The 10,467-nt window shown below is 38.6% G+C and carries 12 protein-coding genes and 1 rRNA gene; 3 read left to right on the top strand and 10 right to left on the bottom strand.

What is annotated here, in order from left to right:
* Positions 1–130: 130 nt before the first annotated feature.
* On the bottom strand, positions 131–1,390 hold the full coding sequence (gene uraA, locus M3210_RS18930) for a uracil permease (protein WP_251517690.1): 1,260 nt from the start codon (positions 1,388–1,390) through the stop codon (positions 131–133).
* Between the two features lie 348 nt (positions 1,391–1,738).
* On the opposite strand from uraA, the gene M3210_RS18925 reads away from it, so the two are divergent.
* A complete protein-coding gene (locus M3210_RS18925) occupies positions 1,739–2,191 on the top strand; it encodes a YndM family protein (RefSeq protein WP_251517688.1) in 453 nt (150 codons plus the stop codon).
* A gap of 9 nt (positions 2,192–2,200) precedes the next feature.
* On the opposite strand, the gene trmB is transcribed toward M3210_RS18925, so the two are convergent.
* The 8 genes from trmB to M3210_RS18885 all read right to left on the bottom strand — a co-directional run bounded on the left by trmB (position 2,201) and on the right by M3210_RS18885 (position 8,583).
* Positions 2,201–2,842: a tRNA (guanosine(46)-N7)-methyltransferase TrmB gene (gene trmB / locus M3210_RS18920; protein ID WP_251517685.1), complete on the bottom strand. Its 642-nt coding sequence runs from the start codon at positions 2,840–2,842 to the stop codon at positions 2,201–2,203.
* 20 nt (positions 2,843–2,862) lie between these two features.
* Positions 2,863–3,678 carry a phosphotransferase family protein gene (locus M3210_RS18915; RefSeq protein WP_251517682.1) on the bottom strand — a complete coding sequence of 272 codons (816 nt, stop codon included), beginning with the start codon at positions 3,676–3,678 and terminating at the stop codon, positions 2,863–2,865.
* Positions 3,679–3,765: 87 nt separating this feature from the next.
* The gene (locus M3210_RS18910) at positions 3,766–4,038 is read right to left on the bottom strand and encodes a diacylglycerol kinase family protein (RefSeq protein WP_251517680.1); all 273 of its coding nucleotides are present in this window, start codon (positions 4,036–4,038) and stop codon (positions 3,766–3,768) included.
* On the bottom strand, positions 4,035–4,679 hold the full coding sequence (locus tag M3210_RS18905) for a diacylglycerol/lipid kinase family protein (protein WP_251517677.1): 645 nt from the start codon (positions 4,677–4,679) through the stop codon (positions 4,035–4,037). The genes M3210_RS18910 and M3210_RS18905 overlap by 4 nt, the downstream gene beginning before the upstream one ends.
* Positions 4,679–5,626, bottom strand: coding sequence for an NERD domain-containing protein (locus tag M3210_RS18900; RefSeq protein ID WP_251517675.1), 948 nt, complete (start codon positions 5,624–5,626; stop codon positions 4,679–4,681). Before M3210_RS18900 ends, M3210_RS18905 begins: the two co-directional genes overlap by 1 nt.
* A gap of 18 nt (positions 5,627–5,644) precedes the next feature.
* Positions 5,645–6,202 carry an RNA 2',3'-cyclic phosphodiesterase gene (gene thpR / locus M3210_RS18895; RefSeq protein WP_251517672.1) on the bottom strand — a complete coding sequence of 186 codons (558 nt, stop codon included), beginning with the start codon at positions 6,200–6,202 and terminating at the stop codon, positions 5,645–5,647.
* A 14-nt stretch (positions 6,203–6,216) separates the two neighbouring features.
* Positions 6,217–6,936 (bottom strand): pseudouridine synthase, encoded by a 720-nt coding sequence (locus tag M3210_RS18890; protein ID WP_251517670.1) that lies wholly within the window; start codon positions 6,934–6,936, stop codon positions 6,217–6,219.
* A gap of 12 nt (positions 6,937–6,948) precedes the next feature.
* Positions 6,949–8,583, bottom strand: a complete 1,635-nt coding sequence (locus M3210_RS18885) for a putative polysaccharide biosynthesis protein (protein ID WP_251517667.1) — start codon at positions 8,581–8,583, stop codon at positions 6,949–6,951.
* A 158-nt stretch (positions 8,584–8,741) separates the two neighbouring features.
* Between M3210_RS18885 and M3210_RS18880 the strand changes: the two genes are divergently transcribed.
* Together M3210_RS18880 and M3210_RS18875 are read left to right on the top strand one after the other, a co-directional pair.
* Positions 8,742–9,989, top strand: coding sequence for a BaiN/RdsA family NAD(P)/FAD-dependent oxidoreductase (locus M3210_RS18880; RefSeq protein ID WP_251517664.1), 1,248 nt, complete (start codon positions 8,742–8,744; stop codon positions 9,987–9,989).
* 97 nt (positions 9,990–10,086) lie between these two features.
* Positions 10,087–10,236 carry a hypothetical protein gene (locus M3210_RS18875; RefSeq protein WP_251517661.1) on the top strand — a complete coding sequence of 50 codons (150 nt, stop codon included), beginning with the start codon at positions 10,087–10,089 and terminating at the stop codon, positions 10,234–10,236.
* 106 nt (positions 10,237–10,342) lie between these two features.
* On the opposite strand, the gene rrf is transcribed toward M3210_RS18875, so the two are convergent.
* Positions 10,343–10,458 (bottom strand): 5S ribosomal RNA (gene rrf / locus M3210_RS18870).
* Positions 10,459–10,467: the final 9 nt, after the last annotated feature.

The following is a 10,467-nucleotide window of genomic DNA, read 5'->3' as shown; positions in this document are numbered from 1 at the left end:
TACACCGCCAACAACCCAGGTATAGTGACCGATGATGATAAATTTTACTCAAAAAAGGATCCAAGCAAAATTTTTTGCTTGGATCCTTTTTAATTACTGTTTTTGGCTAGTTATGTCCCAGCCTCTTCTACTATTCATTTGATAATTTTAAGATATCAAGAAGTTTAAAGAATAAACTCACGACAATTGCAACCACTGTTGCAAGCCCCATACCAGTAAGTCCAACTGTACCGATATCCAAACTTGCTCCACTAACTCCAATTCCTAATACCACACATGTCAAGATGACATTTTGTGAGTTGCTATAGTCAATTTTCGCTTCAACTAACATACGAAGACCACTAACTGCAATAATTCCAAAGAGCAATAGGGATATTCCTCCCATAACTGGAGTAGGAATGGAGGAGATTAGCGCTGCAAGTTTTCCACAGAAGGAAAGAATGACTGCTATTAAAGCTGCTCCACCGATCACCCATGTAGAATAAACTTTCGTAATCGCCAGTACGCCAATGTTTTCACCGTATGTTGTATTTGGTGTTGAGCCGAAGAAACTGGAAATCATGGTTGAAATACCATTACCGAATAATGAACGGTCCAATCCTGGATCTTTCACTAAATCTTTTTTAACAATATTCCCTGTTACAACCAAGTGACCGATATGTTCCGGTATCAACACTAGCGCTGCAGGAAGAATGATTAAGATGTCAGACCAATTAAATTCGATTTGATAGTACGTCGGCATTTGAATCCAAGCTGCTTCCTTTACCGCAGTATAGTCAACAATGCCGTAAATGGTTGCAATAACGTACCCTGTCACAATTCCTAATAGAATTGGGATTATCTTTAAAAATCCTCTCATGGTAACCCAGTAAACAATGGTTGCACCTAGCGTCAAGAGGGATACAGTAATCGCAGTAGTATCTCTAGGTGTATCAGGTGCGGCAATTAATCCTGCCATATCAGCGGCTACTGGAACCAATTCAAGACCAATTACAGCCACAATGGCACCCATAGCAGCCGGCGGGAAGATCACATCAATCCAATTCGTGCCGGCAAATTTTACGATTAGACCAACAATAACTAGTACTAAACCGACAACAAAGAATCCACCCAGTGCTGCACCGTAGCCTCCACCTTGGGTCAAAACAACGGTTACTGGAGATATAAATGCAAAACTTGAACCTAAATAAGCAGGAATTTTTCCTTTTGTGATGAAAATATATAATAATGTTCCAATACCATTCATTAATAGGATTGTTGCTGGATCGACTCCAAATAAAATTGGTACAAGTACAGTGGAACCAAACATTGCGAATAAGTGCTGTAAACTTAATGGAAAACTTTGTATTAATGGTAAGCGTTCATCAACGCCAATTTCTCGATGTTTCATCTTTTCTCTCCTCGCTCTTTATGAAGTATTTCTTGGTCAGGTGTTTTACATGCCAAAATTGCATAAAAAAACACCCTGCCTTTATGTTCAGCAAGGTGCAGAATTATATTAGTAAATGGTAGCACACCACTATACTATGGATTGCCCGATAAGACAATCCGATCCGCATCACCTTGCCAGCCTCACGGGACTGACTTAAAGGCAACTAATTATTTTACTAGACCTATTATGCCAAACATGTACAAGGTAAGTCAAGAACTTTTTTTAATAAAACATTATTGCACGTATAAAATCGACTATATCCATAGATACTATAAATATATTTTATTAAAGTAAGGGGTTTTAACATTGAAACATACGAAAGCACTTAGTATTAAATTCCTGTTTACCACGTCTATAATTATATTATTTTTGGCTTTTTTTGATTCAAGCACACTGAGTCAGATGATCATGACTTCACTTATCATAACCGGAATTACGTATGTGACTGTTGATATACTTTTATTGCCTGTCTTAGGGAAACTCGCCGCTGCCATGGTGGACTTTGGATTATTATTTCTGAGTGTATGGCTGTTATCAGGAATTTTTCTCGGGCAAACAACAACCCTTGTTTTAACATCATTGTTCATAGCTTATGTACTCACTGCCTGTGAAAGCATATTCCATATCTATATGAAGAAAAGGGTATTACCGAGGAGATTAGCAACCATTATTCCATTTCCAACAATGAAATTGCAAGCGGAAATCAGTAAAGAAATATATCCTGACAAAGATGATAAAAAAAGTAATACCCAGTATTGATACTGGGTATTACTTCTGGAATAAAGCTTTGCAACGGTATATTGGTTGTCCCTTTGCAGAGAACTTCTCTTCATATTCTGTCATGATATTAAGTGGATCTTCATCCTTGTGTAAATCAAGACTCACTTCTTTAAGTAACATGCCATAGGCAGAAAAACTACATAAAGAATACTCAAAAAGGCCGCGATTATCTGTTTTAAATATAAGTTCCCCCTCTGAATGCAACACTTCCTGATATTGCTTCAAAAAGCTTGAATAAGTCAATCTGCGCTTCTCATGACGATTCTTCGGCCATGGGTCTGAAAAGTTCAAGTAGAGTGTTGAAATCTCATCGGTCTCGAAATAGTCCAATAAATGGCTGGCATCCGCATGAATTAGTAAGAGGTTATCCAGCTCAGCTTCCAACATCTTCTCTCCAGCAGTTACTACAATACTTTTTGCTACTTCCATTCCTATGAAATTAATATCTGGATGCTGCTTAGCCATCCCTACAATAAATTGACCCTTACCTGTCCCTATTTCAAGATGCAGGGGCTGTTCTTTTGAAAATAATTTTTGCCACTTTCCTTTATGTTCTGCGGGATTCTGTATGATTAGGTCCTGATGCTCATTTAAAAAATCATCAGCCCATGGTTTATAACGTTGACGCATTTCTTTATCCTTCCTTCTGATTAACTGACAAAATTTGTCATATGACGATTCAATTCCTTTAACGTCGCTAATCTTTCATTTACTTTATCGAATTCTTTTCTTTCCAAGTGCCAGCTAATATAATCAAGTGCATCTAATAATAGATACCAGTACATTCTTTCATATAGGTACTCGTGACGGATAATGCCATATTTCTCAAGCCACTCACTCCACTCTTCCTGTGGAATATACCATTTCAATAGTGAACCAAAATCAGTGGCTGGATCGGCAATAGTCGCATTATCCCAATCAACTAAGAAAATCTCACCCGAATCGGACATCAACAAATTATTATGGTTCAAATCACAATGACAAACAACAAGCTGTTGGTTGCGTGTGACCGGCAAGAGCTTGTTTAAATAACTTAATGCAACTTCTATATCCTTATATCTTTCAATAAGATTCAGTTTTTGTAAACGGCTATGAATTTCATCCAAACGTTCATCGGACGTAACTGGCTTTTTTCCTAGTCGCATCAGCATATGCAATAATTCTGGTGATTGATGGATCTTTTTTAATAGATCCGTAATTTGCCTGCTTTTCATATCCTCTGGTGTCAATTCTCTACCTTCAAGCCACTCTTGGGCAGTAATAACATCACCATTCTCCATCCGCTTTGTCCAAATTAATTTTGGGACAATACCTACCGCAGACAGGACCGCAAGAAAAGGCGAGGAATTCCGTTTTATAAATAATTTTCGATTGTCTTTTCGCGCAATATAGGCATCACCAGTAAGGCCGCCAGCTGGGGTTAGCGTCCAGCCTTTTCCTACTGCTTTTTCAAGCCATTCATTCATGAAGTTTCCCCATCTTTCACATTTAACATTCAATATACCATTTTAAATACAAACGGCAAAAATTACAACTATGTATATTCAATTTTTCTATTTAGAAGGGATGACCGATACCGAATCATCACCTTTCTTGATCTCCGACTTCATACAGGTTGTTGTCTGTCCATCAATCTGTATATGTATTGGAATATTAGAGGTTACGGTTAGGTAACTCGCTTCCAGTAGTTCAACACCTCTAATTTTTTCATGTTTACCTGCAAATACAGTTAAAAATAAAGCAAGAACCTTCCACTTTGGTAACGAATGGACAAGTAAGACGGAAAACTTATCAGGTTGGATGGCAGCATTTGGCATGATTTTCATTCCGCCACCATAATAAGGATGGTTACCAACGAAATCAACCAACAATTTTCAACCATTCTCTTCTCTCCATCCAAAGTAATTTCAAGGGTAGCTGGTTTGAATGTGGTCAATACTTGTAGAAGTGCCAGTACATAACTACCCGTCCCAAATCGGAGTTTGTTGAATAGTTTTTTATAAGAAGAGTGGTTAGCTTTGTGCGCTGTTGCCGCATCAAAACCTATCCCCATACTATTAACGAAATATCTCTCTTTCTTATCGTCTATTCTGTATGTTCCAAGCCAATACGGCGACAATTCTTCACTATGAGTCAAGCTTTCCAGGATTTCTTCAGGACACCCTTTGATTCCAACTCCACGTGCAAAGTCATTCCCAGATCCCCCAGGTATAAAACCAATCGGAAGCTTATGATGCCCCAATCCGTTCATTACCTCATGGATTGTACCATCCCCGCCGACAACAATAACTGCAGTTACATCCGGATTGGTTATTAGACTGTGCGCGATCTCTTCAGCATGTCCTTCATAATCTGTATAATAATATTGTACTTGCATTTGCTGATAAGCCAAAGTCTTTTGCAATCTTTCAAATGTTGCTGCCCCTCTGCCATTTCCTGCAGCTGGATTAACAATAAACACCCACATTAATATTCCTCCATCTCCTCAGTTATATGAGGTGATTCTTCAGGAACATCTTCCCATTCCGGGCGTCTAATCGAGATGGATTGACAGTAGCCTAGTAGAGCTTCTGCAACCTTGATTTGATCATTTTTCAAAGGAGAGTTAAGTTGTCGCTTTCCTAAGAACCACGAATCAAAGCTCATTTTATCCACTATTCTTGTTTGATAAGGCTCGCTACTGAACATTATAGGATTGGTACGGGAAATTATTGTTTTTTTAACAGGAAAGGAAAGTTCCTTTACTGATAATATGCTTCTAATTACTTTTTCTGTCCGCTTTAGGGATATTAATGGATTTAATATTTTCCTATTCTCATCCGGGCTTTCCACATGCCACGTCCGTTCTTCCCCCGCCATGAGGACAGCGGATTCCTCTAACTCAACAAAATGAATAATTTCAATCTCTATTGGTGAAATAAAAATAATATCTGCCTCGATCGGTGCTTGCTTTATTGTAAAAACTGGATGGTACATCAACAGATAAGTATCCGGAAACCGTTGTAACAAATATTTTAATAAAGGATCATCTTTATATTTTTTATCTATGATAGATTGATGGTTCACTGTTGAAGTTGCCCATTTCAATTGGAAGTTTAATAGATGGTCAAGAAACTGTTGTTTCAATTCCTTTTCTGTGGAGGGTAGTTCATTTTCTTCCTCTACACTTTCAATTATCGTTTCCGAGTAAACACTTCTCTTCAGTAATTTATCCTTCAGCTTAGATAACAAACCACCGGGTTCTTGCTCTTGGTCTTGAATGAATTGTTCAGACGATTTTTCTTCAGGTTGGGACCACTTTTCATATAAGCGGTCCCAGTTTTCCTTTTTTAAACGGATATATTGTGTAGGATACCGAAACGTATCCCATTCGTACCTTGTAATGTAATCTTGCAGTTTAATTAACTGAGCCACTTCAACACCACCTTTCAATTATGATTTAAGTGGAAAAATCGCAACGACTTCATAACTAGGTGTTTTTTGAGGGTGGATTTTAAATAAGGTTACTTGTGATACTTCCAGTTGTTTTTCACTAGAGTACTTTGACTCTAATTCATGAAACATTCCCTTTGGCAAGCTATCAGCAGTTCCCCATTTTTTGCCTAGTGTAACATGTGGACGATAAGCACGGTTTTCACTTCTAAAGCCAGCCAATTCAGTGACTTTCACAATTTGCTTTTGTAAGTTGTTTAGCTTTTCATTTGGCTCAACCTCTACATATAGAACACGCGGTCGATCAGGACGACCAAAAGTGCCAAGCTTACCTAATGTGACGGTAAAGTAATCAGTGAGTTCTGATGTGTCCAACCGTCTTTTGATATCGAGAATTTGTCTTTCAGTTGCTTCACCTAGAAAGGCAAGTGTAATATGCAAGTCTTCTTTCTCTGTCCATTTCTTATAAGGGAATACATCTCTAAGTTCTGACTGCCAAGATTGATAAAATTCTTGTAGTGCTTCTGGGATTTGAATTGCAAGAAAATAATGGCTCATTTTCTGCCTCCTGATCAGCTCTGCTTCATTCGTTCACAATAAGCTAATTCTTCTTTCGTTAACGGGCGATAAGCACCTTTTTGAAGCGTTGGGTCAAGGATTAATTCACCCATCCTAATCCGCTTTAAGTAGACTACTTTTTTCCCGACTGCCTCAAACATCCGTTTTACTTGATGGAACTTTCCTTCTGTAATCGTAAGCTCGATCTCTGAAACAGGCCCAGACTTCAAGATAGTCAGTGAAGCAGGCTTGGTAATATATCCTTCTCCAATATCAACGCCAACTTTAAATTTTTCCTCGTCTTCTGAAGTTACTTTCCCCTCAACATGTGCATAATATGTCTTTTCTACATTTTTCTTTGGAGATAGCAGTTGATGAGCCAAGTCCCCGTCATTTGTCAGCAACAAGAGACCCTCTGTATCTTTATCAAGCCTTCCTACAGGAAAGATTTCATAATGCTGATAGGCCGGTTCAATCAAATCGATAACTGTTTTCATGTTTAAGTCTCTAGTCGCCGATAAGACACCATCAGGCTTATGAAGCATCAAGTAAATATGTTTTTGATAGGTTATTACTTCCCCATCCACTTTTACTTCATCCTTAACGGGGTCAATATGTGTGCTGCCATCTTTTACGATATTTTCATTTACTGTAACTAATTTTTTCTTCAATATAGCTTTAACTTCTTTTCTCGTGCCAATTCCCATATTGGAAAGCATTTTATCCAGTCGCATGTCAATCCTCCATTACCTACGAAGCTTACGGATCAATTTATCAACAATCGGTACCTCTCCATCAAAGGCATGGTGGAGTAGCGTTGATACATAAGCAAGCCACAGATAAACTCCGCCGCCTATAAACACTCCTGCAAGTAATACAACTATAGAGCCAAAGTGGGAGGTCTCATAAGGGATAAATAAGCCAAGTAATCCTTTTACAATAAAAATGACAACTGCCATTATCGCACCAAATATTAGTGTCAACAATGTGCGCCTTCTAATTTTCCTGAAAGAAAAGTCAACTGATTTCTTTAATCGGAATAGATTGCTGCTTACAGCAATCACTACAGCAATTCCTGTACCGATTATGAGCCCTTTAGCTCCGAACCATTGAATGAGTACGCTATTAAGTAAAATCTTTACGAGCAAACCAGCCATAAGGCTTAGTACTGTAAAGTTTTGTTGGTTAATTCCCTGCAACATTGATGCCGAAACAGTGAATAAAGCGAAAAACAAACCAACAGGTGCATACCAAGCAAGTAATTCTCCAGTTATTTCAATATCCTTTAAACCGTATAGGGAAGCATAAAACACATCCGCAAGGCAAACAATCCCAATAACGGCAGGAATCACCAAAACAATTACAATTTGCAATGCCTGATTTATTTGTTGATGTGTTTCTTCAATATTCTTCTGTGCATATGTTCGAGTTAATGCAGGAAGAATAGCTAAGGAAAGACCTGTTGCAAGCGTTCCTGGGATGATAACTATCTTGTGTGCATACGTATTTATTGCACCTAGTAGACTCAGTGAATCTCCCTCATACCCAGCAGCTAACATTGCCCTTTGAAAGGTAAACAAATCCACTAGCTGATAGAGGGAAGTAGCAAGACCAACTATTATAAACGGACCTGCATAACTGAACATTTCCTTGAAAATATCTTTCGTAGACCGTTCGCTATCGTACCTCTGTCTCTCAAGCAGTTTGTCGAGATGCGGTTTTCGTTTTTTCCAATACCATAATAAGATTACCCACGAACCTACAGCACCGACAAATGCCCCAAATGTTGCAAATCCAACTGCAGTAGCAATTGTTCCGTCCAAAATGACAATTACTACAAAGACAGATACTAATACAAATGCTATTCTAACGATTTGCTCTGTTACAGTGGAAAGAGCTGACGGCCCCATTGATTCATGACCTTGGAAAAATCCTCTCATGATACTCATAGAAGGAATAATTATTAAAGCGAAACTTACTGCACGGATTACGAGTACGACGTCTTCTATCGTAGGTCCTTTTGAAGGATCAGTATTCCCCGCCGTCCAGATGTTTGCCAATAGCTCTGCACCTAAGAAAAGGATTAAGAAGGAAATAAAGCCAGTGACAAACATAAGTAAAGTACCATGTTTAAAAGTACGTCTACCTGTCGCATAATCACCAAGTGCATTATATTTAGAAATCGTTTTCGACATCGCAAGTGGAATACCAACCGTTGCGATACTTAACATAATATTATACGGTACATAAGCGATATTATATAAGGCTCCACCTTCCGTGCCTACAAGCGCATTAAAAGGGATTAAATAAATTAATCCTAAAAATTTAGATAAGAAAGTTGCTGCTGTCAGTAATAATGAACCTCTAACTAATTTCGACAATATTTTCACCTGTATTTCTTAAAGTTGGATACCTATGTTATTTTACCACAAACCAGCCTTAACAGATATGGAATAGGTTCATTTTAAATTATTTCGTTCGAAGGTTGCTTATTTTCATCTAATAAGTGTAAGATTACTAACGAAAGGAGTGAAGCAGGATGACATATGATGTCATTGTCATAGGTGGTGGTCCTTCTGGACTCATGGCTGCAATCTCCGCCGCTGAACATGGAGCACGTACCCTCTTACTCGAAAAAGGAAAAAAATTAGGGAAAAAACTTGCTATTTCAGGAGGCGGACGCTGTAACGTTACGAATCGGCTACCAGCTGATGAAGTAATCCGCCATATACCAGGTAATGGAAAGTTCTTATATAGTGCTTTTTCTATATTCGATAATTACGATATCATTACTTTTTTTGAAAATCTTGGTGTAGCTTTAAAAGAGGAAGATCATGGACGTATGTTTCCCGTATCGAATTCGGCAGCATCCGTAGTAAATACTTTAGTTGAACAATTACACAAGCTGCAAGTTGAAATTAAACTGAACAATCCTGTTAAAGCCGTAGATTACGGAGAAGCCGTTCACACTGTATATACGGAAGAAGGAGAAAGACATGAGACAAAGTCGATTGTAATAGCAGTGGGAGGGAAAGCTGTTCCCCATACAGGATCTACAGGGGATGGATATCCTTGGGCAAAGAAAGCAGGTCATACGATCACGAAACTGTATCCTACTGAAGTTCCTTTGACTTCTAATGAAAAGTTCATTAAAGAACGGTCTCTTCAAGGACTTGCCTTACGTGATGTGGCTGTTTCCGTAATGAACAAAAAAGGAAAGCCGATCATCACACATCAAATGGATATGCTTTTTACCCACTTTGGTGTATCCGGACCAGCAATCCTCCGTTGTTCCCAATTTGCTGTAAAAGAACTGATGAAAAATCCATCAGTAGCCCTGCAAATCGATGCCATACCAAACCAATCACAGGAAGAGCTTATTACCCAACTATCTGAAATGATTCATGAAAATCCAAAACGGGCAATCAAAAATAGCTTAAAGGGAATTGTACCCGAAAGATATTTGCAATTTTTATTTGAACAAATAGAGATTAATGAAGAAACTCGCGGAAGTAATATTTCAAAAGACACAATCCGTAAACTTGCTGAAAAGATTAAACAGTTTACATTCCAAGTACACGGCTCATTGCCTCTTGAGAAAGCTTTTGTGACCGGCGGCGGTGTATCCATTAAAGAAATTGTACCAAGTACAATGCAATCAAAGTTTATGGAACGATTGTTTTTCTGCGGAGAGGTTTTAGACATCCACGGCTATACTGGTGGTTATAATATCACCTCTGCACTCGTCACCGGACGTATTGCGGGAATGAATGCTGCTTGGAGTTAACCTGTTGACAGGTTTCCAATAGCTACCTTGTATCCTTTTCGCTTTTTCGTAAACAATATTACTGTCTAATAGCTTAGACAGAAAGGGATGGATACCAATGAGAAAGGAACTCTGGCTGCCACTTATCGCTTCAATCGGTGTTGGAGCTGCAACGTTCTATTCGATGAGTAAAAATGGTGGAAACCAGTCGTTAGGACAAGTTATGCAGAAGATGATGCCGGGTAACTCAACCATGAACTTTAAATAAGCTTATTGGGCAAGACGTGATTTCAATTCTGAAGTCACGTCTTATTTATCATTTATACAAATAAAAAAAGGAAACAGATTCTTTGAATCTGTTTCCTTTGCTATTTGCCTGGCAACGTCCTACTCTTGCAGAGACAAAGTCTCAACTACCATCGGCGCTGGAAAGCTTAACTGCTGTGTTCGGTATGGGAACAGGTGTGACCTTTCCGCCATCATTACCAGGCCTACAGGA

Origin of the sequence: Oceanobacillus luteolus, from assembly GCF_023715655.1 — a bacterium.
Classification (GTDB): Bacteria; Bacillota; Bacilli; order Bacillales; family Amphibacillaceae; genus Oceanobacillus; species Oceanobacillus luteolus.
Note: the sequence above shows the minus strand (reverse complement) of the source record. Positions and strands in the feature narration are given on the sequence as shown.